Origin of the sequence: Lysinibacillus sp. JNUCC-52, assembly GCF_015999545.1 — a bacterium.
In the GTDB taxonomy this organism is placed as follows: domain Bacteria; phylum Bacillota; class Bacilli; order Bacillales_A; family Planococcaceae; genus Lysinibacillus.
In genome coordinates this window covers 3,078,851-3,105,336 of sequence record NZ_CP065546.1, presented here as the reverse complement: position 1 = coordinate 3,105,336, position 26,486 = coordinate 3,078,851, and the positions used below count along the sequence as shown (strand labels likewise).

30 protein-coding genes and 2 other annotated features are annotated in these 26,486 nt (G+C 38.0%); of the genes, 6 read left to right on the top strand and 24 right to left on the bottom strand.

Annotated features, from left to right (window positions below; all coding sequences use genetic code 11):
• Window positions 1-123: 123 nt before the first annotated feature.
• From JNUCC52_RS15420 to hmpA, 11 genes are all read right to left on the bottom strand, one after another.
• Window positions 124-1,074 carry a c-type cytochrome gene (locus tag JNUCC52_RS15420; RefSeq protein ID WP_139859391.1) on the bottom strand — a complete coding sequence of 317 codons (951 nt, stop codon included), beginning with the start codon at window positions 1,072-1,074 and terminating at the stop codon, window positions 124-126.
• A 318-nt stretch (window positions 1,075-1,392) separates the two neighbouring features.
• The gene (locus tag JNUCC52_RS15415) at window positions 1,393-2,052 is read right to left on the bottom strand and encodes a DsbA family oxidoreductase (RefSeq protein WP_337980277.1); all 660 of its coding nucleotides are present in this window, start codon (window positions 2,050-2,052) and stop codon (window positions 1,393-1,395) included.
• Between the two features lie 18 nt (window positions 2,053-2,070).
• On the bottom strand, window positions 2,071-2,847 hold the full coding sequence (locus JNUCC52_RS15410) for a sulfite exporter TauE/SafE family protein (RefSeq protein ID WP_139859394.1): 777 nt from the start codon (window positions 2,845-2,847) through the stop codon (window positions 2,071-2,073).
• Between the two features lie 132 nt (window positions 2,848-2,979).
• On the bottom strand, window positions 2,980-3,207 hold the full coding sequence (locus JNUCC52_RS15405; protein ID WP_139859396.1) for a sulfurtransferase TusA family protein: 228 nt from the start codon (window positions 3,205-3,207) through the stop codon (window positions 2,980-2,982).
• A 60-nt stretch (window positions 3,208-3,267) separates the two neighbouring features.
• Window positions 3,268-4,395: an MBL fold metallo-hydrolase gene (locus JNUCC52_RS15400; RefSeq protein ID WP_139859397.1), complete on the bottom strand. Its 1,128-nt coding sequence runs from the start codon at window positions 4,393-4,395 to the stop codon at window positions 3,268-3,270.
• Window positions 4,396-4,590: 195 nt separating this feature from the next.
• A complete protein-coding gene (locus JNUCC52_RS15395) occupies window positions 4,591-4,986 on the bottom strand; it encodes a DsrE/DsrF/DrsH-like family protein (protein ID WP_173479338.1) in 396 nt (131 codons plus the stop codon).
• A gap of 16 nt (window positions 4,987-5,002) precedes the next feature.
• Window positions 5,003-5,557 carry a sulfurtransferase TusA family protein gene (locus tag JNUCC52_RS15390; RefSeq protein WP_337980276.1) on the bottom strand — a complete coding sequence of 185 codons (555 nt, stop codon included), beginning with the start codon at window positions 5,555-5,557 and terminating at the stop codon, window positions 5,003-5,005.
• An 83-nt stretch (window positions 5,558-5,640) separates the two neighbouring features.
• Window positions 5,641-5,937 (bottom strand): rhodanese-like domain-containing protein, encoded by a 297-nt coding sequence (locus tag JNUCC52_RS15385; protein ID WP_173479336.1) that lies wholly within the window; start codon window positions 5,935-5,937, stop codon window positions 5,641-5,643.
• 12 nt (window positions 5,938-5,949) lie between these two features.
• Window positions 5,950-6,291 (bottom strand): rhodanese-like domain-containing protein, encoded by a 342-nt coding sequence (locus JNUCC52_RS15380; protein ID WP_173479335.1) that lies wholly within the window; start codon window positions 6,289-6,291, stop codon window positions 5,950-5,952.
• 44 nt (window positions 6,292-6,335) lie between these two features.
• Complete coding sequence (locus JNUCC52_RS15375) at window positions 6,336-6,596, bottom strand: metal-sensitive transcriptional regulator (protein ID WP_173479334.1); 261 nt, start codon at window positions 6,594-6,596, stop codon at window positions 6,336-6,338.
• A gap of 177 nt (window positions 6,597-6,773) precedes the next feature.
• Entirely contained in the window at window positions 6,774-7,940 is a 1,167-nt protein-coding gene (gene hmpA, locus JNUCC52_RS15370) for an NO-inducible flavohemoprotein (protein ID WP_337980275.1), read from the bottom strand.
• Window positions 7,941-8,135: 195 nt separating this feature from the next.
• On the opposite strand from hmpA, the gene JNUCC52_RS15365 reads away from it, so the two are divergent.
• Complete coding sequence (locus JNUCC52_RS15365; protein ID WP_139860024.1) at window positions 8,136-8,573, top strand: Rrf2 family transcriptional regulator; 438 nt, start codon at window positions 8,136-8,138, stop codon at window positions 8,571-8,573.
• 52 nt (window positions 8,574-8,625) lie between these two features.
• Here the strand turns inward: JNUCC52_RS15365 and JNUCC52_RS15360 are convergent, their stop codons facing one another.
• The 7 genes from JNUCC52_RS15360 to JNUCC52_RS15330 form a co-directional block, all read right to left on the bottom strand.
• A complete protein-coding gene (locus JNUCC52_RS15360; protein WP_337980274.1) occupies window positions 8,626-9,606 on the bottom strand; it encodes a GNAT family N-acetyltransferase in 981 nt (326 codons plus the stop codon).
• Between the two features lie 23 nt (window positions 9,607-9,629).
• Window positions 9,630-10,082, bottom strand: coding sequence for a nucleoside deaminase (locus tag JNUCC52_RS15355; protein ID WP_337980273.1), 453 nt, complete (start codon window positions 10,080-10,082; stop codon window positions 9,630-9,632).
• Window positions 10,083-10,100: 18 nt separating this feature from the next.
• Window positions 10,101-10,478, bottom strand: a complete 378-nt coding sequence (locus tag JNUCC52_RS15350) for a VOC family protein (protein ID WP_173479332.1) — start codon at window positions 10,476-10,478, stop codon at window positions 10,101-10,103.
• The gene (locus JNUCC52_RS15345) at window positions 10,475-10,912 is read right to left on the bottom strand and encodes a DUF1801 domain-containing protein (RefSeq protein ID WP_337980272.1); all 438 of its coding nucleotides are present in this window, start codon (window positions 10,910-10,912) and stop codon (window positions 10,475-10,477) included. Before JNUCC52_RS15345 ends, JNUCC52_RS15350 begins: the two co-directional genes overlap by 4 nt.
• 154 nt (window positions 10,913-11,066) lie before the next feature.
• The gene (locus JNUCC52_RS15340) at window positions 11,067-11,723 is read right to left on the bottom strand and encodes a YdeI/OmpD-associated family protein (RefSeq protein WP_337980271.1); all 657 of its coding nucleotides are present in this window, start codon (window positions 11,721-11,723) and stop codon (window positions 11,067-11,069) included.
• A gap of 128 nt (window positions 11,724-11,851) precedes the next feature.
• The gene (locus JNUCC52_RS15335; protein WP_173479329.1) at window positions 11,852-12,259 is read right to left on the bottom strand and encodes a GNAT family N-acetyltransferase; all 408 of its coding nucleotides are present in this window, start codon (window positions 12,257-12,259) and stop codon (window positions 11,852-11,854) included.
• 129 nt (window positions 12,260-12,388) lie between these two features.
• Window positions 12,389-12,883 carry an SdpI family protein gene (locus JNUCC52_RS15330; RefSeq protein ID WP_337980270.1) on the bottom strand — a complete coding sequence of 165 codons (495 nt, stop codon included), beginning with the start codon at window positions 12,881-12,883 and terminating at the stop codon, window positions 12,389-12,391.
• A 305-nt stretch (window positions 12,884-13,188) separates the two neighbouring features.
• Between JNUCC52_RS15330 and JNUCC52_RS15325 the strand changes: the two genes are divergently transcribed.
• Both JNUCC52_RS15325 and JNUCC52_RS15320 read left to right on the top strand, forming a co-directional pair.
• Window positions 13,189-14,883, top strand: a complete 1,695-nt coding sequence (locus JNUCC52_RS15325; protein ID WP_337980269.1) for a methyl-accepting chemotaxis protein — start codon at window positions 13,189-13,191, stop codon at window positions 14,881-14,883.
• Window positions 14,884-15,356: 473 nt separating this feature from the next.
• Window positions 15,357-15,650, top strand: a binding site (T-box leader).
• A 56-nt stretch (window positions 15,651-15,706) separates the two neighbouring features.
• On the top strand, window positions 15,707-17,278 hold the full coding sequence (locus JNUCC52_RS15320) for a 2-isopropylmalate synthase (protein ID WP_337980268.1): 1,572 nt from the start codon (window positions 15,707-15,709) through the stop codon (window positions 17,276-17,278).
• Between the two features lie 100 nt (window positions 17,279-17,378).
• Here JNUCC52_RS15320 and metG read toward each other — a convergent pair whose 3' ends face one another.
• From metG to rsgA, 4 genes are all read right to left on the bottom strand, one after another.
• Window positions 17,379-19,016 carry a methionine--tRNA ligase gene (gene metG / locus JNUCC52_RS15315; RefSeq protein ID WP_337980267.1) on the bottom strand — a complete coding sequence of 546 codons (1,638 nt, stop codon included), beginning with the start codon at window positions 19,014-19,016 and terminating at the stop codon, window positions 17,379-17,381.
• Between the two features lie 159 nt (window positions 19,017-19,175).
• Window positions 19,176-19,437: a binding site (T-box leader), on the bottom strand.
• 67 nt (window positions 19,438-19,504) lie between these two features.
• Window positions 19,505-20,161, bottom strand: a complete 657-nt coding sequence (locus JNUCC52_RS15310) for an HAD family hydrolase (protein ID WP_337980266.1) — start codon at window positions 20,159-20,161, stop codon at window positions 19,505-19,507.
• 17 nt (window positions 20,162-20,178) lie between these two features.
• Window positions 20,179-20,604 (bottom strand): FosM family fosfomycin resistance protein, encoded by a 426-nt coding sequence (gene fosM, locus JNUCC52_RS15305; protein WP_139859671.1) that lies wholly within the window; start codon window positions 20,602-20,604, stop codon window positions 20,179-20,181.
• A gap of 84 nt (window positions 20,605-20,688) precedes the next feature.
• Window positions 20,689-21,759: a ribosome small subunit-dependent GTPase A gene (gene rsgA / locus JNUCC52_RS15300; RefSeq protein ID WP_337980265.1), complete on the bottom strand. Its 1,071-nt coding sequence runs from the start codon at window positions 21,757-21,759 to the stop codon at window positions 20,689-20,691.
• A gap of 380 nt (window positions 21,760-22,139) precedes the next feature.
• Here rsgA and JNUCC52_RS15295 point away from each other — a divergent pair, with 380 nt between their 5' ends.
• Both JNUCC52_RS15295 and JNUCC52_RS15290 read left to right on the top strand, forming a co-directional pair.
• Window positions 22,140-23,222 carry a type III polyketide synthase gene (locus JNUCC52_RS15295; RefSeq protein ID WP_139859676.1) on the top strand — a complete coding sequence of 361 codons (1,083 nt, stop codon included), beginning with the start codon at window positions 22,140-22,142 and terminating at the stop codon, window positions 23,220-23,222.
• Window position 23,223: 1 nt separating this feature from the next.
• A complete protein-coding gene (locus JNUCC52_RS15290; protein WP_173479324.1) occupies window positions 23,224-23,766 on the top strand; it encodes an isoprenylcysteine carboxyl methyltransferase family protein in 543 nt (180 codons plus the stop codon).
• 177 nt (window positions 23,767-23,943) lie between these two features.
• Here the strand turns inward: JNUCC52_RS15290 and JNUCC52_RS15285 are convergent, their stop codons facing one another.
• Window positions 23,944-25,137, bottom strand: coding sequence for a GTP-binding protein (locus tag JNUCC52_RS15285; RefSeq protein ID WP_173479323.1), 1,194 nt, complete (start codon window positions 25,135-25,137; stop codon window positions 23,944-23,946).
• Window positions 25,138-25,305: 168 nt separating this feature from the next.
• On the opposite strand from JNUCC52_RS15285, the gene rpmG reads away from it, so the two are divergent.
• Entirely contained in the window at window positions 25,306-25,455 is a 150-nt protein-coding gene (gene rpmG / locus JNUCC52_RS15280; protein ID WP_173479322.1) for a 50S ribosomal protein L33, read from the top strand.
• Window positions 25,456-25,675: 220 nt separating this feature from the next.
• Here rpmG and JNUCC52_RS15275 read toward each other — a convergent pair whose 3' ends face one another.
• Window positions 25,676-26,482 (bottom strand): hypothetical protein, encoded by an 807-nt coding sequence (locus JNUCC52_RS15275; protein ID WP_337980264.1) that lies wholly within the window; start codon window positions 26,480-26,482, stop codon window positions 25,676-25,678.
• Window positions 26,483-26,486 lie beyond the last annotated feature (4 nt).

The following is a 26,486-nucleotide window of genomic DNA, read 5'->3' as shown; positions in this document are numbered from 1 at the left end:
GCCTATCAGAACTTCTAAAACGTAAAAATCCACCTCGCTTCCCGATGGCATTTCGAAAGCCGCAGGAATCTCAGTGGATTTTTTACTGATAATATTCAGAATTGTTTTGGTGCCTGTCACTTTTTAATTCGTAGAAAGTACTTGCTCCCAATCAATCGTGCCATTTTTTACTTGGTCTCGTTTCTCTTTGTCCATTAAATCGTTTGGACGACCACCTTTTGGCCAGTCTTTATCATGGTTAGCCCATTCTGGTCGATCCTGCGATAAAATGTAGGCAGCTAAGTCAGCGGCGTCTTGATCAGTTAAAGAACCACCTGCTCCAACTGGCATATTATTTTTTATATAGCCAGCCATTTTAGACATACGTGCCATACCTGCACCATCATTAAAGGAATTATCGCCCCATAATGCTGGACCTGTATTAGCGCCAGTACCAGAACCATCTGCTGCATGACAAGCTATACAAGATTGAGCGTATAGTTCTTCACCGTTCGCTACATCTGGAACAGGTATATTTTTCATATTACTTGTGCCTGCCCATTCACGCTCTGCTCCAATCGGTACTCCTTGTGAAATGTAAGCAAAATAAGCAACCATCGCTTCAAGCTCGTCACTGTTCATTTCAAACTTTTTACCGTTCATACTCCGTACCATACAGCCATTAATGCGTTCTTCAATTGTCACAATTCCTCCAGAACGTGCGATATATTGTGGATAGTTAGCCATAACGCCAACTAATGAAGAGGCTTGTTCATCATAGCCAGCACCAGCATGACAGCTTGTGCAAGATAACTGATTTCCTACATATTCATCCGCAGCAACGTGCGTATTATTTACAAGCTCATAACCAAATAAGATAGCTTCTTTCATCGGTCCATCGGGTACTTCTTCGATACTCGGTGGTGCGTAGACTACCTTTTGAGAAGCTGCCGTTGTTGGAATTTGTGTCTGCACTCCCGCTTCTTGTGTCTCACCATTCGCATCACCTAAAATTTTTTCACTGATTGCTGCCCCAACAAAAAGTGTAGCGGCTAATAAGACTGTTCCCGCTATACCAGTAGCAATTTTCTTCATTACCAATACCCCCTTTGAATGTTAATTTTATTCTAGCAAGATAATATATGGCACGATGTGACTTTTCTCACACTTCACAGTAATAGAACCATAAAGACGATAAAAATGGAATTATTATACAAAATATTTTGTTCTATAACAATAAAAGCAATCCTTAATACCTCTTGAAGTACCCTATAGTTTCTGCTAAAACAGCGCTGACTTTATATCAAAATCCACTGTTCTAGGTAGAAAAAACAAAAATAGTATGCCAAGAAACACTTGGCATACTACATGTTAAATATTCATAAAATTCAAAATTGTTTCGGTGCCTGACACCTAATTTAAAGTTGGTTTAATGCCTGCAATTTCTGCCGCTTGATGCAATGTACGCACAAATACTTCATTTGGCTCAGCACCTTTAATGCCGTAACGATTTTCAAAGACAAAGAACGGTACGCTTTGCACGCCAATCTGTTGGGCATCATAGCGGTCTTTATCCAACTCTTCCATAAAAGCTTGTGGATTAGCCAACACCTCTTTAGCTGTAGCAACATTCAAGTTTAATTTTTTTATAACCGCTAATAATACTGCCTTATCATTTAAATCTTTACCTTCTAACAAATGAGCAGCCATTAACGCTTCTATAAATACCGCTTCTTTACCGAATTGTTTCGTCCATTTTGCTAGTCGATGGGCGTTTTCTGTATGCACTTTTTTCATTTCTGCAAAATTATAAGGAAGATCCACTTCTTTAGCTCGTTCTATAATGCCAGCCATCATTTGTTGAGCTTCTTCAAATGATACCTTTTGGTGCGCCATGACATAATCATAATAATTTTGACCTACCTCTTTGGATGCGGACGGATCAATTTGGTAAGATTTAAATTCGATGTCTACTTGACCTGTATATCCAGCCTCTTTTATCGCACGCTCTAATTCCCTTTTTGCGATATAACAAAATGGACATGAGAAATCTGAAAACACTTCTATTTTCATTGTACCCTTTCCCCCCTCCTATAAAATATCCATCCAAATTTTCAATGCAGTAGCTAAAATGAGGACAGCTAATATACTTTGTAATACTTTTATATTCAAGCTTTTACCAGCCTTTGCCCCTAGTGGTGCAGCTATTAAACTAGCTACAATCATTATGGCTGCTGGATAATAATCGACTTGGCCTGTTATTAGCTTTCCTGTTGTGCCCCCAACAGAGGAGATGAACGTAATGGCTAAACTTGTAGCAATCGTCATACGTGTTGGAATTTTTAATACAACAAGCATGATTGGTACAAGCAGAAATCCACCAGCTGCGCCCACAATGCCAGAACCAATACCAACTATAAACGCTAGAATAGCTGCTAACGTCTTATTAAATGTAACTTCATTTAATGGCTTCTCATCTATTTGCTTTTTAGGAATAAACATCATAATCGCCGCAATGAGTGCCAATATGCCATAAACAATGTTGACTCCTGACTCCGACAAATATTGCGAACCAAAGCTACCAACAAAGCTGCCAGCTAATATGGCCCCGCCCATATAAATAATGAGTGATTTATTTAAATAGCCGCCTTTACGATATGCCCATACGCCCGCAATCGAGGCAAACAATACTTCTACCGCACTAATACCCGATACCTCATGGGCAGTGAATGCAGTAAATCCGAGTAAAGAGGGAATATACAAAAGCATAGGATATTTAATAATGGCTCCGCCGATACCTAGCATACCCGATACAAAAGAACCTACAAAGCCAATTATAAATATAGTTATTACCCACGAGATAGTCATTCATTTTCCTTCTTTCAAGTCTTTTACACCTGTGTCCTCTATAAAGAACGAGGCATAAGGCAAAGATCCACATAAATTGTAGTATGAGAGGAAAGGTGAGTGTCCTCATTTGAACACTCACCCTTGCTCGCCCTACGCTTTTTGAATAAAGAATGTAATGACGCCAGCGTCTTCCGATTTATTTAAAATCGTGTGACCTCCTGCTTTAGCCCATGCAGGAATATCCGCTAAAGCTCCTTTATCCGTTACTTGTACTTCTAAAACCTCACCTGAATTAAGTGTATCAATAGCTTTTTTCGTTTTCACGATAGGCATCGGGCAAGATAAGCCCTTTGCATCTAATTGTAAGTTTGCGTTCATGTTAATCTCCTTTTAAATTGTGTGAAAATTGTATGGGTGACTGGCACTCTATCTTGCACTCTATCTAACTGCGCAGCGGTTCGGACCGATTTCCATTTCTGTTTGTTCCTCTAATGCTGGAGTTATTTTCCCCATATTTACTTGGCGAATTTCCTGATATGCATTTGGTTGTGGTGGTAAATTATTAGTTACAATGCTGCGGAATGTCTCATCATCTTCAATATTTAGTCCGTGATTTTGCGCAAATAATTCACCTAGACGCTTCGCTACTGTACCATCTTCATTTAATTCATCAATAATCATAAAATGGGCAGGTAGCACAACTAAATCATCCGATAATTCGCGGTATCGCTTATACAGCGTTTCTCGTAAATCACCAACCCAATCTTCTGCAAGTCCCGCCAAATCAGGGCGACCAATTGAATCGATAAATAAAATGTCACCAGTCAATAAATATTTGCTATCCACCACAAACGACGTTGAGCCAATAGTATGACCTGGTGAATAAAGTGCTCCTACATCAATTTTTGATGCACCAATTTGCACTGTAGTGCCATCTACTAAAGGCGTATAATCAAAGACGACCTCTTCCGCATCCTTCGGCGGTAAGTAATAAGCAGCGCCTGTAGCGGCTGCAATATGACGACCACCTGAAATATGATCAGCGTGCAAGTGCGTATCAAAGACATGTTTAATGTGTACATTTTTCTCTTTTGCAAAGTTCGTAAATACATCCGTGAAACGTACAGCATCAATAATCGCTGCTTCACCTTCTGAAATAACCATATACGATAGGCAGCCTTTACCTAAACGGACGAACTGGTATAACTCGCCCCCACCTGTTAAGTCACCCACTTTAATTGGTTCTAAATATTCGCTCCACGTCTTCATACCACCCTCTAAAAACGCAACTGAACGTCCAGCATCTGAAAGCATCTCTGCTACCATCATCGATGAACCTTCCTTTGCACAAACAACTAATATATCTTTGCTTGTAGGAATTTTAGATAAAATTTCTTCCACTCCATCTAATAGCTCAAAATACGGAATATTAAGGTACTCAAATTTATGCCCTTCAATTTTCCAATCTGCAAAAGCATCTGCATTACGCACATCCAAAATAAATAAATCATCATTGTCGATTACTTTTTTCGCTACATCAGCAGCGCTCCATTTGAATACTGACACTTTTTTACCCCCTATGGTATTATTGTTATTATTTTTTTAGCGGAAAGGATATACCTCTCCGCTTTTCGCTTCATTTTGTCAAATCATATTTTTTCTGAGCCCGCTTGAATAACTACTTTTCCAATCAATCTTCGGACTTTAACTTGCGTCAGCTATGATGAGTTTTGTGCATAATCCGCGCTCATCTTAAACAACTTAAAACGTTAATGATGGTGCTGCATCTTTAGCAAATTCTAAAAATGTTACTGCTCCTCCAACTTCAATACCATCTACGAAATCCTCAATCGTTAAGCCCATAACATCCATCGTCATTTGACATGCTATAAATTTCACACCTAATTCTTGCGCCATTTCTACTAATTGCGGAATTGCAGGTACATTCGCTTTAGCAAATCCTTCAGCAAAATGCTCTGTTCCAGCAGGCATTGGCAAAGCTTGCATCCCTTGCTTATGAATTAAATTTAACCCTTCAAATGTGAAGAAGATCGCTACTTCTTTGTCAGAAGCCGCCGCTGCTGTTGCGATATTAAACACCTTATACGCATCAAAAAGACCACCGTTACTTGCAATAATTGCTACTTTGTTTGACATAATAAATTCCTCCAATTTAAATAGTTTTGAATAATTCGCCCGTCCAAGAAGTCATACCAGGTAGGACGTTAAATACTTTTGTAAAACCATTTGCCACAAGTTTTTGCGCCGCTAAATCGCTACGCGCTCCTGTACGACAAATCACATAAATTTCTCGTTCTTTATTTAGTTCAGAAAGGCGCGCTTCAAGCTCACCCATCGGAATTGATTTAGCACCTTCAATATGACCGAAAGCAAACTCCGCTTCCTCGCGCACATCAAGAATTAGCCCATCTCTTCCTTGAATTTGCTGTAGCTCAATTGTCGATGCAAACGTTTTTTCACTAACTGCATCTTGTGCACATTTACGTATATAATGTTTTAGCACCGCATCCTCATCTATCGTTCCAATATACTGATGCCCAACAGAATCAGCCCAAGCAGCTATATCTGCTTTCGAACCTTTATCCGTTGCGGACACTTCTAAAATTTGACCATCTGCTAATTCCATCATCGCCTTTTTCGTTTTTACGATTGGCATTGGACAAGATAGCCCTTTCGCATCTAGCTGAAAATCTGCTTTAATAGCCATAACTTCCTCCTTATACCTACAAGGGTATTATTTTTGATAAAAAAATATAGCGTAGGGCACTACATAACCCTTACTATAACCCTTTACTGAACTTCACCTTCCCATGCAAGCATGCCACCAACCATATTCGTCACATCGAAGCCTTGGCTTGCTAAAAATTGCGTAGCACGACCACTGCGGGCACCTGAGCGGCACACCATAATATATGATTCGTTTTTATTTAACTCGTGCATACGAAACTCAAGTAAGCCTAGTGGGATGTGAATAATACTTGGGATATGTCCCGCTTGCACTTCGTCTACTTCACGTACGTCGATTAAATTTAATGTTTTACCTTGTGCTAAAGCTTCTTGAACTTCGATTGCTGTTATTTCTTTCACCATTATTTCCTCCTAATAAGCGCTCATGCCACCACGGACATTAGTTACACGCTCATATCCTAGTTTTTTCAGTTGCTTGCACGCCTGACTACTACGCATACCACTTTGACAAATAACAACTACTTCTTTGTCCTTCGGTAATTTATCGAATCCAGAGCCTAAGGGAATATTTTTAAATTGTGGAATGTTTCGACCTTTGTACTCAGCTGCTGTTCGCACATCAATAAATACTTTGTCCTTATCATTTAGCATATTTTTTAATTGTGCTGTTGATATTGACTGCACCCCTTTCGCTGGCTTCATACGCCAAACTAAAAACCCAATAACAATAGCAATAAAAATCCATGTTTCCACGTAATACGACCTCCTGTCTATATACTATAAAGGGTATATTGAAATCATCTGCTTTTCACAACTAAATCCATCGCTTCTTGGATGGCCGTATTCATCTTCTCTGAATCTCCATCAGCAGTCGTTACACAATCTAACAGGTTCTCACTGACGATAACCCCTATCGTCCGATCAACTGCAGAACGCACGGCAGATAGCTGTGTAATCACATCTTTACAGTTTTGTCCTTCTTCCATCATGCGTAAAATTCCACGCAATTGGCCTTCCATTCGTTTTATACGATTGGCTGTTTTAGCATCGTACGCCATTATGTGAACGTCTCCTTTCAACTTTAGTAATTCATCTTGCTTACGTGCTTTATAATATACCCCTGTAGGTATAATGTCAACATGAAAGATTTAAATAATTATTTTCTAACTTCATTCCATAAAAAAACTCTGTGATAAGTGCACAAAATGCGACTTATAACAGAGTTAATAAAATTATTAGTTTGCTATTTGCATTGCTGGACCAAAGAATTCATAGTGAATTTTTTCATCTTTAACGCCGAGTTCATGGAGATTTTTAATGACTGCCTCCATAAAGCCACTCGGACCACAAATATAAACATCTGTATTGTTCGTTACTTGCTCAGCTAATAAATCTTTTGTCAGTAACTTGTTCTCATCCGAATAAAGGGCAGTATACGATGCATTCGGAAGCGCATTTACTTTAGCTTTAATGTCATCACTGAAAGCTACTACATTTTCATTGCGAGCACATTGAATAAAATTCACTTCGTTAGCTGCATTATCTTTTAATGATTGTAGCATACTGTTTAATGGTGTTACGCCAATACCACCACTAACAAATGTAATTGGCGCCGCGCTCTCATGCAGCACAAATAATCCTGCAGGTACACTTACATCTACTAAATCTCCAACTTGTAATGCATTATGAATAAAGTTAGATACTTTACCGTTCGGAGTATGCTCACTTTCACGTTTTACTGAAATACGATAGCCGTCCTCTGCACTAGCTTGTGAAAGAGTATATTGGCGGTTTAATAAATATTCTTCCCCAGGTACTTTCACACGGATGCTAATATATTGGCCAGGTTCGTACGCTGGAAGTGGTGAGCCATCTTCGTTTACAAAGTAAATTGAAGTAACAAGGTCACTCTCAACTTCTTTTTTCGCTACTTTTAAAGGTTTAAATAAACGCCATCCACCATCATTTTCAGCTTTTTGATATAGCTCCTCTTCTACTTGAATGAAAACATCTGCAATGACGCCATACGCTTCAGCCCATGCATTAATTATTTCATCTGTAGCTGCATCACCTAAAACTTCTTTAATTGCTTTTAATAAGAACTCACCCACGATTGGGTAATGCTCAGGTAAGATGCCTAAACCACGGTGTTTATGAGCTATTAACATTACTGCTGGTAAAATTGCTTCTAAGTTTTCAATATGAACTGCCGCTGCATAAACTGTATTCGCTAGCGCAGTTTGTTGACGACCTTTTTCTTGGTTTGTGTGGTTAAAAATATTTAGTAATTCTGGATGAGCTTGAAACAAATTTTTATAGAACGTCTTCGTAATTTCTACCCCATGAACTTCTAATACGGGTACTGTTGCTTTAATAATTTGTACTGTTTCTTGTTTTAACATATCGCATACCATCCTTTCGTGATTACAATATAACGCTTTCATTTCCTTAAAGCAATATTCTAAATACATCTTTAACAAAATAGACATATTTGATGTATTTTAAATACATCTTTTAAAAAAGTAATGAAATACTATAAATTATTGTAGAAATGATATAATTATTATAGTGAACTATATAGAAAGTAGGGTGTTCCAATGCGATTAACTTTATACACAGATTACTCCCTTCGGACACTCATATATCTAGGAGCGAAAGAAGAGGGCCAGCTCTCTACCATTCAAGAAATTTCAGATGCCTATAATATATCAAAAAACCATTTAATGAAGGTGACACACCAATTAGGGCTACTTGGTTACATCGAAACAATTCGGGGAAGAGGCGGCGGTATTCGTTTAGCAATTGACCCTAAATCAATTACTATTGGTGAAATCGTGCGCCATACAGAAGAAGATTTTCACCTTGTTGAATGCTTCGACAAAGAAAATAACTTATGTAAAATTGCACCTGAATGTCAATTAAAAGGTGTTCTATATGAAGCTTTACAAGCATATATGGCTGTCCTTGATCGATACACCCTTGATGATTTTTTACATTCAAAGGAGAAATTAATGGCTTTATTATTCGGCAAATAAAAATACCCGCTCAACAACTGTTGATCGGGTATTTCTTTATAGACAATATCTTTTATAAAGCTTTTGAAAAGATAATCATGTCCAATGCGCGTATACCATTTTCATAAATTGGTTGCGGATAATTACTGAAAAAATCTTTCTGTATAGTCTCCATACGAAAACCCGATTTTTGATAAAAAGCAATGTTATCAATACTCGAATTTGCTGTGCCTACTAAAATATTTTTAAAATCTTGTGCTGCACAGACCGCATAAATTTTATTCAACACTTCCTTACCGATACCTTTACCTTGAAATGCTGGCACAACAGCTATATTTTTTAATTCTACTGTCGTATTAGACTGTGCAATAAGCAATGCGACACCCGCTAATTTCTCACCACATGTAATGGCGTATAAGTCACCGTCATTCATATATTGACGAACGGCAACTTCACTTTCATCTGCTAGTAGTAGATAGGGCATATAGCTTTCTCGGTCACCCTGCACCTTTTCAATAGATGTGTAATATCGAACAAAATCCTCGCGTTCAAAAACATTTAATACACAAGGTTGCTTTTCCTTCATTTCTAACCATGAATGTTCCTGAGGATATTCCTTTTCTACATTAATACGGATAAAAGGTAACTTTTCTTGTGCCTTTTGTGAGCGAATATTGACCTTTCTAGCACCAGCGAAAACTCGTTCTAGCCCTAAGTCAAAAAAAGCGATTTCTAAAATTGCCTTCTTCGCTTCCTCATTATAGCCTTGACCCCAAAACTCGTGACCTAACCAAGAACCAATATGACAGTTTTTATTTTCACGGTCTATAAACATTAATGCTGTTACGCCTATTAGTCGTCCTTCCTCATTTAGCACAACTCGAGGGACACTTTTGCCCTCTTCCTCGTCAACACATTCACGTTTTATAAAGTTAATTGTATCTTCTACTTTCCCAGCAGGTAACCCAAGAGCATCCCGAACCTGAGGCATTGAAGACAATGCATGCATTGCTTCAGCATATTTAATATCATGCTTCACTAAAGTTACTGCCATACTCTTTTCTCCTTTTTATGCAATTAAGCTTTACTATACCAAACATGCATAGGATTTTTATCTTCATCCTCTACTGGCATATGAATCATTCGAAACTCGCGTTCTTCATCAATTTTCTGTAAATCTGCATAGACTTCGCTTGAGCGTCCTAAACCTACTGCAATGGCATCAGCTAATGAATTAGCAAAATAAGCTTTATCCACGCCAGCCATCGCCATCGCACCAAAGCACATTGGGCAAGGCGCCCCACTTGCATACATCACCGTTCCGCGTAAATCGATAGAGCCTAACTTTTCTTGTGCGCGTCTTAAAGCAAGTAGCTCGGCATGACCCGTACTATCTGGTCGTAGGTGCAGTTCATTGACACCTTCACCAATGATTTCATTACCCTTTACTAGAACAGCGCCAAATGGTTGACCGCCTTGTGCTATATTTTGAAGAGCTAGCTCCACTGCTCGCGCCATCCATTGGTTCATTTATACTCCCCCTAAAATTTAATTATACGTAAGTTGCCACGATACACCGAAACGATCCTGAATCCAAGAAAACTGCTTAGAGAAGCCGTAATTATCCAATGGCATTAATGCTTGACCACCGTCTAATATTTGCTCAGTAAGACTTTTAATTTCTTCCTGCGTCTCACACTCTAAAAAGATTGATATCGCTGGAGTGAATGAAAAATTATGTTTGATTGGACTGTCATTCAACTTAATCTTCATTCCTTTTAACACGATTTCAGCCATCGCAATCTGTTGTGTATTCTCTACATATGTTAAGCTTTCAACAGATAATTCTGGAAACCATTGCTTATATTGCTCCAAGGCATTATGAGCTTGTCCCTGAAACATTAAAAATGTCGTCGCACTTTTCATTTAGTCAATTCTCCTTCATATCTATTAATCCATTCCCCTGGAGTCATTTTTGAAACGAGCTCTCCTAGCAAATCATAGGGAATATTTTTCGTACTAGAGAAACGAATACAACTTTTCCCCATATTTAATTTTGTTGGCACTCGTTTTGCATACTCTTCCTGAAACCAAGCCAATAAATTAGCATCTGCATAAATACCCATATGATAAACGGCTATATGTCGCTTCTGCGCTGCCAAGCTAATAAATGGTAGCGGTGTATTAGATGTTACATGATACCCCTTTGGATATAAAGATAACGGTACTACATAACTTATCATGTCGTAATTCATTGTTTGTTCAAAGCCAGCAGGGATATTCGTTGCTATTACATCTGCAAGCTTGGCGAAGCTATCACGCCACTTTTCATCTACCTGTTCAATATATGCCTCCATCATTTCCACCCCACTCTTATTAAAAATGTGTTATTAAACGATTAAAAAATATTCCTTAATAGTAGTATGAAGCTTATTTATTAGCAATAGTGCAAGCACCTTTATTACAACAATCGACAAAAGTTTTAAGAACTAACGCCTACTTCTGGAAATTTCCCTATACTTGGCCCTCTGCTTTCGCTTTTCGATAGTGCTCCTTCGTTTTAAAGCCAGCCCTTGTAAGTTCACGCATCTCCATTAAACGTGCTAGCTGTGTTTCTTGCTTTTTCGCACTATAAATGTAGCGAGCCCAATCCTTTTGATAGCCTGGTGTTAATGCATCATAAAAGGCTACATCAATTGGATTTTCTGCAAGTTCACCTCGCAATAATGGAACCATACTTTCGTAGTCACCTACACATTGACTACTTGCTGTCTTTTTCTTCCCTCTTCCCTTTGCATCTCGTTTAATACTTACAATAGAAAACGTATCATCCAATGACATCAAACTTGAAAATTTATAGTCACTCCCAGCAATATATTTCGCCTCGTCCACCTGAATGGCTGGGAAAATATCGTCTCGATGAATATACTCTTTATATTTTTTATTATTTTTTTTCGGATAAACAAAAAATAAATAGCCTTGCTCTGCCAACAAGTTCTGTTTAAGCGTGCTTTTTAAATACGTTAACAGTTCATTAATTGTAAACACAAAAGATATAATACGGTCGTAAGGTGCGTGTCCTACATCCGAAATCCCCTCTAATACCATATTGTCTGGCAAATGATGAACTGTAATAGAGAGTCCATCCTTTAATTTAAATTTCTTCTGCATTATTTCAGCACCCTTCTGTATTTATTTACACTAAATTTATCACAAAATATTTACTTTAACGCTAATTCCATGCCCACAACATAATAGACAAAAAAACGCTTGAACAATTTCTCAAGCGTTCTCACCTTTTAATCATTTCCAGATTGCATTTTATAGTTTCTATAAACCATTCCATTTGTTTTAGTCATGCCGAATTTTTCATAGTAAGGTACGAGGTCATCATCACAGCATAAGTCGATCATATAAAGATGATCGAGTTCTTTCAACATTCGTCTTACTAACTCCTTGCCAATACCTTTGTTTTTATATTGTGGTAATATCTCGAGTAATGGAATGTAAGCAGACAGAACGCCATCACTTATCGCAGTAATAAACCCTATTACTTCATTTGTATTTTCATCAATCGCCAAAATGAATTTACTGCTGTTCTCCAGCAAGCGTAAATGTGTTTGTGGATTAGGTGGACTCGGCCAACCTACAAAAAAACCTTTTAACATATTTGAAGAAATACCTTCTAGTGAATTTTTATAAATCATTCTCTACCAACTCCTAATTTATTTAGTTATTAGATAGTTGCTAGAAATCAAAAGAATAGTAGCAAAATACGACCTCCTGTATTTGTAATTATCTAAGTTATTCTTCTTTCGTTTTCAATTCCCTGCCGATTACTTAATTTTCGATGCAGCAATTAAGCCTTTAGCGATTGGAATACCTGTGCCTATGAGTACAAGGGGCAAGAACCACCATCCTACTCCATCTGTCTTCCCTAATGCAACAAGTACCATTTCACAAGAAATGACTGCAAATAACATTAAGCAAAAGTTTTTCATTTCATTACATAATTTACGACTATTTAAATAAAATGCCTGAACGTTATCCTTATTTAAGCGCGCTGGATAATTGTGCATATGTGGTGCCTTCTCAATAAGTCCTAGAAATATCCATAAAAAAATGCCGATACCTGGTAAAATGAACAATTCTATTTTCGATCCCCATCGATCCACTTCTCCCGCACCATTAAAATGTGCTGGAATTTCTTCAGGTAGGGCGCTCCACTGAGAAATAATAAATATGATGGAGACAATAAATAATCCGCCACCAATGACGTTCAAAATTTTTTCATACCTTGTTTTCGGTAATTTTATAACGGGTCTATACATTGCTCCACATCCTCGTTTATCGTTAATTGTATTTACGTAACTTCCAGCAATTAGGTTTCAAAATTGCCTTTTTTATCATGTCATTTAGTTGCTTCTTCATAGTTAAAGACATAATAGATAGTGCAAAAAATTCCACCTTTACAAACCCATCCTGTAACTAAATTCCCTCTTATTTCATATTTTTCACTATGAATAAACTCATAATGCTTTTTAAAATACATATAATCTGCTATAAATAAGTATATATACATATTTCACTTTTTTGTAACATTTCTACTAAATTACTAGGAAGGGACTTACAATACATGCGATTTACGATTTACAAAAAATTAATTCTCGGTTTTTTTATTGTTATTTTAGTTTTAATTGGCACGATAGCGTTAAACTTTAAGCAGCTTAATTCAGTAAATGGCACTTATCAAGAGTTACTCGAAGAACAAACCCAAAAATCTATTAGCATTCAAGAGCTTAGAGTAATTGCAAAACAGGAAATTGTAAGTATGCGTGGATATCTTTTACTTGGAGATAAACAAAATCGTGATGGTAATGAATCCGCTCGTGAAGAATTTAAAGTAAAATCCGAAAGTTTAATGGCAACATTAGATTCAAAAAAATCAATTGAATTATTAGAGGCTGTCAATAAAAGTGAACAAAATGTTCAGCAATTTGCTGATCGTATGTTTTCTTTAAAGGATGCTGGCGAAACAGAACAATACGAGAAATTGGACAGCACTCAAGGGCGACTTATTCTTAAACAATTCGATGAACGTGTTGAAAATCTAGCTAACTATCAAAGCGAAGCTGTAGAAGCAAAAATAGCTGCAACCTCAAAAGATATTGATGCTATTAAATTGAACATGATTTCTCTTGGCGTGTTTGCCGTCATCATTAGTCTGATAATTGCCATGATTATGGGAACTATCATTTCTCGACCTATCAAAGGGATGGCAAAAGCTGCGCAAAAAATTGCTGAAGGTGATTTAACAGCTGAACAAATTCGCATTAAAAATCGCGATGAAGTTGGTGATTTAGCCCTTGCCTTTAATCAAATGGCGCAAAATTTAAAAGGCTTAATTACGAATGTTAGTCAAAATACAGCTCAAGTAAGTGCTTCAGCAGCTGAGTTAACTGCAAGTGCAGATCAAACTATCCAAGCTACTGAACAAATTACATCTGCTATGCAGGAAGTGGCTAGTGGCTCTGAGGCACAAGGAAAAAATGCTACAGAAAGCTCACAAGCTATGAAAAATATGACCAACGGCATTCAACAATTAGCATCAACAACTGCTGCTGTTTCTGAACTTGCCATTGAAACAAATACGGAAGCAAACAAGGGCAATGAGTCGCTACATCGCGTCATTACGCAAATGGATACGATTAATACGGCTGTTTTGGAATCTGCCAACGTTGTCAAAAACTTAGGCAATCATTCTGTTGAGATTGGTAACATTATTAGTATTATTACCGACATCGCTGAGCAAACCAATTTACTGGCTTTGAACGCTGCTATTGAAGCAGCTCGAGCAGGTGATCATGGTCGAGGCTTTGCCGTCGTTGCTGACGAAGTGAAAAAATTAGCTGAGCAATCTAAAAAATCAGCTGAACAAATAGCAGGGTTAATTTCTGAAATTCAACAGGAGACAAACCGCGCTGTTACAGTGATGGATACAGGTACACAAGAAGTTCAAGTCGGGATGAAAGTTGTTAAAGTAGCTGAGGAAGGTTTTTCAAAAATTGTTGACCTTATTGAGCAAGTATCGAAACAAATACAAGAAGCAACAACTGTTTCAGAAGAAATGTCTTCTAGTGCAGAACAAATTTATGCGTCCTTCGATGAAATTGCGACAATTGCACAAACGTCATCTTCTAACCTTCAAAATGTAGCTTCTGCATCTGAAGAGCAGCTTGCGACAATCGAAGAAGTGGCAGCTTCTGCGGCAACTTTATCGACAATGGCTGAGGAATTGCAAACACAAGTTTCTCGCTTTAAGGTGCAATAGCTAAGTAACTGACCTTACAAAATTCAGAATTGTATGAGTGCCTGGCACTTTAGCCCACTTCGCTTTCCGCGGGCACATCGTAGGACGCAACGAGCAGTCGCAAACACGCTGCTTGTTGCGTCCTACTTCTTGGGCGCTCGCGCAGAGTCTGCGAGGAAATTTTCAAAATTGTTTGAGTGCCTGACACTTTATTATTTCGATCACTGCTGTTCCTGTACTTAAAGGCTGACCTTTAAAACAAATCGTACCATCTAAATCAAATACAAATTTCACCTTTCATCCTACTTTCTATGTATAAAATCCCCTCTCATTATTTCATAAAAAAAATGCCTTTATTTGTGAAATTTACTTTTTAGCATGCCACCTTACTAGTGACCTTTAAAATCACCATTATTAAAACTGAAAACAAATAATTTTTAGAATATTGTTGACATACTGACAATATCAACGTATTATAGCTTTCAACAACACATTGTTAAGCAAAGATTGGAAATAGTAAAAATGCCCGTGTACTTTTAGAGAGCCAGTGGTTGGTGTAAACTGGTAGGCACACATTTTGAACTCATCCATGAGCTACTCCCTGAACCAAAATGAGTCGGCACAACATGCCTGCATGTAAAGCAGTAAGTTGGATGACGTCCAAAAAGTAAGGGAAGTCGGTTTCCACCGTTATTGGGATAGACAGTGATAGCTGTCGATAAGGGGGCTTTTTCTTTAAAGGGAAGGTCAATTAGAGTGGTACCGCGAGCAAATAACTCGTCTCTATATTTTTATATAGAGGCGGGTTTTTTTTATTTTATTACAACAAAAGGAGTGTTTGAAAATGGGAAGAAAAATTTGGGTGTTTGATACAACTTTACGTGATGGAGAGCAAGTGCCAGGAGCAAAACTGAACTTATACGAAAAAGTAGAGATTGCACAGCAACTCAAAAAATTAGGCGTCGATATTATCGAAGCTGGTTTCCCTGCTTCTTCACAAGGAGACTTTGATGCGGTAAAAGCTGTTGCACAAAAGGTTGGCAACACAAATGACATTATGATTACAGCTTTAGCACGCGCTGTAAAAGCTGATATTGATTCCGTCTATAACGCAGTAAAATATGCAGAAAATCCAATGATTCATATGGTGCTTGGCACTTCTGATATACATGTTGAAAAGAAATTCAGTAAATCTAAAGATCAAATACTACAAATTGGCGTAGATGCTGTGAAATATGCCAAAACGCTGCTACCACAAGTACAATACTCAACAGAAGATGCTTCACGTTCAGATTTTGAGTATCTATGGAAAACGATAGAGGCTGTTATGAAGGCTGGCGCAACCATGATTAATGTGCCTGACACTGTTGGTTTCGCTGAACCAGAGGAATTTGGGGCTATGATTTATAAGCTGAATGACCGCATGAAAAATGTAAACGATAGTGTTTTATTAAGTGTACATTGTCATAATGACCTTGGTATGGCAACAGCTAACACACTTGCAGCTATTAAAAACGGTGCTGATAAAGTGGAATGTACAATTAACGGCATTGGGGAACGCGCAGGAAATGCAGCACTTGAAGAAGTAGTAATGGCACTCAAAACACGTAGTTCTGTTTACAATGCAGAGACACGCATTAACACAAGAGAAATTATGAACACTTCACGCCTTGTTTCAAGCTTTATGGGCTTGGATGTCCAAGTAAACAAAGCTATTACTGGAGATAATGCATTTGCACACTCATCTGGCATTCACCAAGATGGTCTACTTAAATCTCGTGATGCCTATGAAATCGTGCATCCAGAAGATGTAGGTCTAGATGATATGGAACTTGTCCTAACAGCTCGTTCAGGACGCCATGCTGTAAAAAATGCACTTGAAAAATTAGGCTTTTCTAATCTTTCTACTGAGGAATTCGAAGGCATTTTCGATGGTTTCCTAAAATTAGCTGATGCGAAAAAAGAAGTTTATGACCATGACTTATATGTTATCGTGGAAAGTTATTATGAAAAGCATGACGCAAATCATGCCAATGCTACTCATTATAGCGAGCAATTTTTTGATATTGAAGATTTACAAGTCGTCAGCAACACAAGCTTCCCTTCTGCTAGTGTAAAAATTCGCAAAGGTGACGAAGTATTGAAAGCAAGTGCTGTTGGTTCTGGCCCAATTGATGCATTGTATTCTGCCATCGCTGAAATTGTAAAGATTGATGTAAAGCTAGTAGAGTATAATATTAACAGTGTATCGCGTGGTAAAGAAGCGCTAGGAAAAGTTAAAATAACGATTGAGCATGACGGCGAAAAGTATATTGCAAAAGCTGCAGATACAGATATTTTAAAAGCAAGTGCGCTTGCATATATCAATGCAATTAACAGCATTGTTGTGGCGAACTTAACTCCTGTTATGAGCTAATCTACAAAGATAAAAGGCCTTAAGATTATTCTTAAGGCCTTTTATTTAGTGTCAGGCACACACACAATTTCGCGGTGTCCCCTAAAAATCAACAGTGTAATTATGAATGACTGTCATTAACTAGCTTCTCATATTCTTCTTCAATTAGCGCTACATCAAGTCGTTCAAATAGCGGTGTCACCTCGCCAATGCTTTTCGGTAGCTCCACTTGCTCATACCACATTAATTCTGTGATGCCTAACATGTCTCGAATTTTCTCTGTAGAGAACGGTAAAAATGGTTGTAGCACTTGTCCTAAATTTGCAATGATGTAGACACACGTTGCAAGCGTTTGATGACAGGCTGCTATATTCTCCTTCACCTGTAACCATGGTTGCTGCTCATCAAAATAGCGATTGGCTGCACGAATATAAGCAAAGATTTCCTCTAATCCTTGTTTAAAATGTCCCCCTTCAATCGCTACACCGACATCACTAAACAACTGTATCGTCTGTTTTCTTATAGTTCCATCTACATCAACCTGTGGTACTTGACTAGCAAATGACTTTTCTAAAAACTTCAACGTCCGATTAACAAAATTGCCGTAAGCTCCTAGCAATTCTCCATTATGACTATATATAAATTCTCGCCAAGAAAAATCTGTATCACGATTTTCAGGCGCATTTATAGTTAAAAAATAACGAATAGAATCTGCGTCATAGCGCCTTAAAATATATGGCACCCAAACAGCCCAATTTTGACTTGTTGATAATTTTCTTTTTTCCAATGTTAAATATTCATTGGAGACAATATGTGTTGGCAATGCTTTCGCACCCATCCCCATCAATATCGCTGGCCAAATAACTGTATGGAACGGAATATTATCTTTGCCATGCACATAATAGGAGACTGTTTCTTCATTCCATAATTCCTCAAGCGCTATATTATGTTGTTTTGCCCATTCCATGCTTGCTGTTAAATACCCTGCTACGGCTTCAATCCACACATAAATTTTCTTCCCTTCAAAGCCAGGTACAGGCACATCAATGCCGTTTGGCAAATCTCGCGTAACTGCACGGTCTGGAACGCCTTCCGCTAAGTAGCGTTCGGTTAAACCTATTGCATTGTCTCGCCAGCGCTTATCCGCCTTTGCCTCAGCTACATAAGTTTCTAGCCTTCCTTGGAATTGACTAAACGTGAAATAAAAATGCTCTGTTTCTCGAATAACAGGCTCATTGCCACAAATTTTACAACGCTTATCGATTAATTCTAGTGGATCTAAAATTTTCGAACAATTATCGCACTGATCTCCACGTGCCTTTGCCCCGCAATTCGGACAAGTACCTTCCACAAAGCGGTCAGGTAAAAACTGTTTGTCTGTTTCACAATAAGCCTGCTCAATTTTCTTTTTGTATAAATAGTTATTTGCCATCAATTGTAGAAATATTGCCTGAACAGCTTCATGGTGATGCTGAGCATCCGTTCTCGTATATAAATCATAAGTAAATCCTAAATCATGAAAACATTGCGTGAATTCCTGATGATACCGATCTGCAATCGCACTTGTTGTCGTGTTTTCCTGTGCAGCTCGAATCGATATTGGGGTTCCATTACAATCACTACCTGAAACATACAATACGTTGTCACCTTTTTGTCGGTAATATCTAGCCAAAATATCACCTGGTAATAATGCGGCAATATGCCCTAAATGCAATGAGCCATTGGCATAAGGCCACGCTCCTCCTATTACAATTGTCATCCTAAGTTGCTCCCCTCGACTTATTAAATTTCATTCTTTTAAGCTGGCATGAAAATCAATGAGACAGCTGTCAGTGGCTTTACCTTCATTTAGAGACAAAAAGAATTTCTCTCCTTGTCCACTGTTTTTGAAGATAAAAAAAACGCCCTAATCATGACTGATTAGGACGAGTATACCCGTGTTACCACCTATATTTACAAATAGCTCACACTATTTGCCTCAATCAGTACGTCTTGCATTCATATAAGAGATACTGCCGCTGTTGTAACGAGTGCCCATCTCGTCGTAATCTACTCACACACATGCTTTCGGTACGAAGCTCAAAGGTCATTTTCAAAAGGGTTCATTTACCTCATTTCCACCAGCAGAGGCTCTCTATTAAATGCTTGTCCAATTTACTTTTCCTTTTCAACGCTTTAATATAGTTTGGCACTATTTTACTCTTTCCCCTTATGAAATGCAATGTAAACCTTTAAATCGACCTCGCATTAGTGAGAAAAAGTAGTTAGATGCTTTGTAATATCCAGTAGGTTATCTATTACAACATGTGCCTTTTGTAATTCAGCATCTTGAGCAAAATCAAAGCGAACACCTATTGAAAACAGCTGATTATCCAATGCTGCTTGGATATCCGACGCACGATCTCCAACAACAGCGCCAGCTTGAATGGCATTTTGCTCTATTACACTTTTCACCAAATCAGATTTATGACCACTTGGGATAGATTGAATACTATATGTCCCTTCTATATAACGATTCAGCTTATAGGTATCCACAATTGCTTGCAAATACTCCTTCTGTCCATTGCTCGCTATGTATAAATGATAGTCGTTCGCTAACACCGCAAGTGCTTGCTCTGCATTTGGATATAATGCACCTTTTCCATCTATTATCAGCTCAATAAGCTTGTCATGAAATAGCGCATTACTTGCTTCACGCACCTCTAATGTATGCATCGGACATAATGTTTCCCATACAACAGGCAATGAAACACCCATAATTTCACGATATTGTTCAATCGGTGTGTCCACTTGCCATAACCCCTTTGTGCGTAGCACATCGAAAGTTGCTGTCAGTGCAGGCTCTAATATAAGATTCGTTTGAAATAAAGTACCATCCATATCGAAAATAATTGCTTTTTTCATACTATCACTCCCAATTTTTAATCATTGAAAAATTCCATATGTGTTTTTTCCTTTTTATAATACTCTAGGCGATCCTGTAACGTACCTGTATGGAACTCGAACTTATGGCCATCTGGATCTGTAAAATAGATGGACTGTTTATCCCGCACATCTCTTTGTCTGCCCGCTAAAATATTGACATTGTAATACACAAGCTTGTCATAGATTTTTTCAAAATCATCAGCATCGATAGAAAAAGCAATATGTGTATAGGAGTGCTGTATGTCGTTGCGTGGAATATCAGCTTCCTCATTTAAAGCTAGCCACAGCCCATTTAAATCAAAATAAGCAGTGCTTCTCCCTTTCACTAGTAGCTTTGCATCAAAAATATTTTGATAAAATGCAATTGATTGCTCTAAATTCGAAACAGAAAATAAAAAATGGTTAATATTTTGTATCGCCATAGGACAACTCCTTAAATGATTAACTCACTTATTAGATAGCAACTTCGCAACACAATAGCGAAGTTGCCTCTAAAAGCTTTTTAACTATTTTTTCCCCTTCTTCATGCCTTTCGCAATTTGCTTCCATTTACGTTGCTCATTTAGCTTTGCTTGTATATTCGTTTTTCGTTCAATAAAAGCAAGCTCTTTTTGCAACTTAAAATAGCTTTGCAAACGTGATTGTTCGAGTGCTCCATCACTAATAGCTTGTTGCACAGCACAGTGCGGCTCCATATGATGTGTACAATCTCTATAGCGACATGCGGCTGCGAATTCTTCAATATCGCGAAAACTTGAGGATAGACTTTCACTTTGATCCCATAATTGCAACTCACGCATTCCTGGAGTATCAATTAAGCAACCCCCACTTGGCAACACAATTAATTCTCGATGTGTTGTTGTATGGCGCCCTTTCGCATCATCCTCACGAATCCCAGAAACTTTCATCAGCTCTTCTCCACTTAATGCATTCATTAAAGTGGATTTCCCCGCACCAGACGAACCGAGCAGTGCACCTGTCACTCCTTCTATAAAGAGGGTCTGAATAGCTTCTATGCCTTCACCTGATCGTGCACTAGTTACAAAAATATCCACACCAAAAGCGACAAGCTCAACCTCCCGTACCATGCTCGTAATATCTTCACATAAATCAGCCTTTGTCAGTACAATGACTGGCTTTGCGCCAGAATCCCATGCTGCTACTAAATAGCGCTCTAAACGACGAATATTAAAATCTGCATTTAAGCTCATTACAAGTAGCACAATATCGACATTCGATGCTACAATTTGTTCCTTTATTTCCTGCCCTGCAACTTTACGAGAAAAAACAGACTTTCGGTTAAATAATTTATGAATAATGGCTTTTTCTTCTCCAGCCATCTTCTCGACTAATACCCAATCTCCAACTGCTGGATAGTCTTCTCTTGCTTGCGATGTATACGCAAAATGTCCAGCGACTGTAGCTAGCCACTCTCCTTCTTCAGCAAGCACACGGTATGAATGCTTATGCTCCAATGTAACTCGCGCAGGTACACAATTTGCTAACTTTGATTCCTTTTTAAACGCAGTTAGTTGCTCTTCAAAATATGTTGAAAACCCTAATGTTGTTAAATTCAATTGTTATTCCTCCTAAATGTGTCTATCATCAATTACGCTTTTTTTGCGCAATAAGCATAAAAAAACCTTGCAACTGCAATTCGGCAGTTCCAAGGTTTCACAGGCACGTTTAAGGGAATACACAAATAACCCTTTGTCAAATAGTAGTTAACGCTACAGACAAGGTCAAATTGCATAGTTTAGGCGTGTGAAATTGAACAAACCGAATTGCAGTTCGTTAAAAACGGCTCTATTCATCATGTCACATCACCTACTTCCGATTTAGATGTTACCAATATATCTAAATTTTTCAAAATTGTCAATTATATTTATCGAAGCATGTATGCCCTCCCTATCAGCATACAATGTACAAGACCACTATTTACGGAGGAGCTGTTGACTTGTCAAAAATTATTTCTATCAGTACATATCAACCACCTTACACATTGCAACAGGCAAACGCAGAGGCCTTAACGAAGGAGCTATTTTACGAAAAGATCCCGAAGCTAGAGCGTTATTTAAAAGTATTTGATAATGGTGGCATCGAGACTCGTCATTTTTGTGTACCCGCTGAGTGGCATCGCAGCGAGCATACTTTCGAAGAGCGTAACAATCTTTATATAGAGTTAGCAACGCAATATAGCGTTGAAGTCATTCAAGCCTGCTTACAAAATGAATCTTTTTTAAAGTCACCTATTTCTCCTGAAGATATTGATGCCATTATTTTTGTAAGTAGCACAGGTATATCTACACCAAGTATAGATGCACGTGTTATGAATCAGCTACCATTCTCAGATAGGTTACAGCGCATACCTTTATGGGGGTTAGGCTGTGCGGGCGGAGCTGCTGGTGTCAGTCGTGCTAATGATTATTGCAAAGCGCATCCTCAAGCAAAAGTACTTGTTGTCTGTGTCGAACTTTGTAGCCTAACCTTTCAGCAAAACGATTTTTCAAAAAGTAATTTAATCGGCGCTTCCCTTTTCGCTGATGGTGCAGCCTGCATACTCGTATGTGGAGACGAAGTAGCAATACCAACGAAAAAAGCCATTCCTTCGATAGTTACAACAGGCTCCAAGTGGATGCCTGATTCAGAAAATGTAATGGGCTGGAATATAAAAAACAACGGCCTTCATGTCGTTTTCCAAAAAAGTATTCCAGCCATTATTACGACTTGGCTCGGTCCTTTCATTGAACAGTTTTTACTTGAACAACATCTATACAGTGAACAGCTCGACCACTTTATTGCACATCCTGGCGGAAAAAAAGTATTAAAAGCTTATGAGGACACACTATTTCTTTCTGAACAAAAAACCGACATTTCTCGGGAAATATTACGTCAACATGGTAATATGTCTTCTCCTACTGTGTTGTATGTTTTAGAGCAATTTATGTTAAACAAAGGCCAAACCGATGATATTGGGTTGCTTATCGCCCTCGGTCCAGGCTTCTGTGCAGAAGCTGTATTACTTAAATGGAGGGAGTAGTATGCTTTTTTACATTATTTTAATTCTTGTTATTCTACAAAGATTAGCTGAAGTTTTAATAGCAAAACGTCATGAAAAATGGATGCTTGCCAAAGGAGCCTATGAGGTTGGTGCCTCCCATTATTCATACATGGTTGCTATGCATGTTAGCTTTTTTCTATTTTTTATTGTTGAGGTAGTTTCAAATAAAAACGGTCCATCGTCCTTATTCCCGTTATTTTTCTTATTATTTCTTCTGGTGCAAGCTTTGCGTATTTGGTGTATCCGTTCACTAGGACCATATTGGAATACGAAAATACTGATTTTGCCTGGCGCAGAAGTTGTATGCAAAGGGCCCTACACATTTATGCGCCACCCAAATTATGCCGTTGTTAGCTTGGAAATCCTTCTTTTACCACTTATGTTTCAAGCATATTTCACAGCATTTTGCTTTACGCTGTTGAACATTACGATGCTGTCGGTACGAATTCCTGTTGAGGAAAAAGCGTTACGTGATGCGACAAATTATAATCATGTATTTAAAAAGAATCTACCACAAAAATAATGTGGTAGATTCAGCTTGTCTCCTAAAGTATTCTACTTTCCATTCGTGAGTCCAAGGCAAGTGTTGAGTCTTCTCTTTAATGGTTATATGCAAGTTGATTTTCAATTCGGGTTGCTGGCATTCCGTAAGCGTAATTTAATACTCATGCTACTTCTGAATTCGGCCACCCCTATTTCTTTAACTCCACTCCCAATTAAAAGGATCCTCTAGATGCTCCCATGGCTCCGCAAACTCATTCGCTGTCAACAGACATGCATCTAACTCCTTAATAATTGCACTTTTGTCCAGATCGATACCTATAATGACTAGTTGTGTCATACGGTCACCAAATTCCTCATCCCAATCCTCCAAAACCTCGGGGTCTTGTAAAAATACATCCTGTTGCTGTGTTGCTGGTAATGCCGCTACCCAATATGAAACGGGCTCAATTTTCGCAGATGAACCTGCCTGTGACAGTAGTAATGCCACTTCCTGATGTTTTGCGCTCCAAATAATACCCTTCGCACGAACAATGGATTCTGGCATATTATCACACCACTCCACAAAACGCATTGGATGGAAAGGTATTTTGCGCTTATAAGTGAATGAAGTAATGCCATATTCCTCTGTCTCGGGCGTATGATTTTCATGACCGAGTTCTAATTCTTTTAACCAGCCAGCAGATTCCGATACTCGCTCAAAATCAAAACTCCCTGTACTTAAAATTGCACTTGGCTCAATTACACCATTTATTGTACGAATTAGCTTTGCCTCAGGTTGTAATGCACGCAAAATACGCTCTAACCGTTCAAGTTCTTCTTCCGTTACGAGGTCACACTTGTTCAATACTAGCACATCACAAAATTCAATCTGGTCAATCAGAAGGTCTGCCACATCTCGCTCATCTAAATGACCAACTGCTTCCTTGCGTTCTAGCAAGCTTTCACCTGATTGAAAATCATGCCAAAAACGGTGTGCATCCACTACAGTCACCATCGTATCGAGCTGACAAAACTGTGTTAAATCTATTCCAAGCTCCTCATCCAAATAACTAAACGTTTGTGCAACTGGTATCGGTTCACTAATTCCCGTCGACTCAATTAATATATAATCAATATTTCCAAGCATCGCTAGGCGTTCAACCTCTTGCAATAAATCCTCACGTAGCGTGCAACATATACAGCCATTGGAGAGCTCTACAAACTTTTCCTCTGTTCGAGAAATACCACTACCACTTGCAATCAGTTCTGCATCAATATTAATTTCACTCATATCATTGACAATAACTGCCACACGCATATTTTTCTCATTTTGAAGAACATGATTCATCATCGTTGTTTTACCTGAACCTAAATAACCACTTAAAACTGTCACTGGAATTTTCTTTGTCATTTTCCAATCTCCTTAAATCGTAATCATTACTATTTACATTTTGTATTTTAACCATAGAGAAGCTGAAAATGCAATGTTTAACTTTTTGTGAACTGCACATTGACAATAGTATAAAAAAATAATATTGTATAAATCGTAATGATTACTATTTAAAAAGGAGTTGAAACTATGCGTGTGCAAATTACATTAGCTTGTACAGAAACAGGCGATAAAAACTACATCACAACAAAAAACAAACGAAATAGCCCCGAAAGACTGGAGCTAAAAAAATATTCCCCACGTTTGAAGCGTGTTACATTACACCGAGAAACAAAATAAAAAAGTTAATAAAAATAGCTTGCGGCTGGGACTAAGACAAAACACTTGCTGCGACCGTTATTGTCCACTATTGCGGTCGCTTTCCGCTCAGCACAACGTAAGCCGCAATCCTCGCTTGCGTGCGATCTGCTGCGTCTTACGTTGTGTGCGTTCTGAGCAGGAGTGTTTTCTACCGCTACAAACTCCAGCTTGACTTTATTTATTTTTTACAACCTGCTTTTTACGTAGTTTCATTCACATTAATTTCTATTGCAAGCTCGGTCAATTGTTGCTCTATGTCATTAAGCATTCGAACTTTCTTGTCTAGTTGTGCCTCAAAATCATTTGATTGAGCTATTATTTTTTCAATTTTAGCATTTAGATTATGAAGCAACTTAGCGTTCACTTTCGTATTGTCACCATCTAATGCTTCAGCACTTTTATTTTTGTTTTTAATATCCACTAATTCCATGGTTAATCTAGTAATTTCATTGTCTTTTTCTGCTAATGCTTTAACTAAATAATCATTTACATTATTTTCGTCCTGTCTCTGTATAGCTTCGATTATAGTATTCATTTTTTCATGCGCTGCTTTTGTAAATGTACTTAACTGTATTTCGAAACTTTCCATTGCCTTCTTTTCTTCTAATACATATTCACCTTTAATAGAAAGCAACTCATCCTCGGTAGTCTTTGTTATTTGCCGTAATTCTTTATTTTCAGAACGCAAATGTTCTATCTCTCTTAATAATGTATCTATGGAGGAAATGTGCTTTTTCCGTTGAGTTTCCCTTCTCTGTATATCCTCATAATAAGCCTTGGCTTCCTTCTCATTCGTTCTTTTTAATTTCATTCGATCCATTGAAAGCTCTTTATTACGTTTCGTTAAATGAACATTTTCCCGCTCTAGTCTAAGTACGAGTGAATAATAATCGCTATCTCTAAGTCTATTTATTTCATTTTTATATTTCGCAAGTTCCGCTCTTAAAAAAATAATCATTTGCTGGAGCTGTATAGGATCGTTATTTTTAACGCTTTGATTATCCACGTTA